This window comes from Vogesella mureinivorans (assembly GCF_007644035.1).
In the GTDB taxonomy this organism is placed as follows: domain Bacteria; phylum Pseudomonadota; class Gammaproteobacteria; order Burkholderiales; family Chromobacteriaceae; genus Vogesella; species Vogesella mureinivorans.
Genome location: NZ_VMTV02000993.1, coordinates 1 through 254 on the forward strand (window position 1 = coordinate 1; position 254 = coordinate 254).

1 protein-coding gene is annotated in these 254 nt (G+C 62.6%); it reads right to left on the reverse strand.

What is annotated here, in order from left to right; all coding sequences use genetic code 11:
- Positions 1-254: hypothetical protein (locus FLQ44_RS21855; RefSeq protein ID WP_147696049.1), on the reverse strand; the 254-nt coding region annotated here is incomplete at both ends.

Below are 254 nucleotides of genomic sequence, written 5' to 3' on the forward strand. Positions count from 1 at the left end.
GATGCCAATCCGCCAGTGTCTTTGACACCTCGAAGCCGAAGCGAGGCCCGACCAGCATCGCTTCCTCAATGAGCGACATCGTCAGGCGATGTGCGGCCGACGACCCCTCCGTTTCGGTCATGCCGCCGACCTGGCGCATCAAGTTTGAGACCCGCTTGACACGGTTCTCCGGGTCAGCGGCGTTCGCAAGGACCAGGATGTCTCGCCAGATCGCGTACTGCGGGTCTTTCTTGGGGGCCAACGCGTAGCCAAGG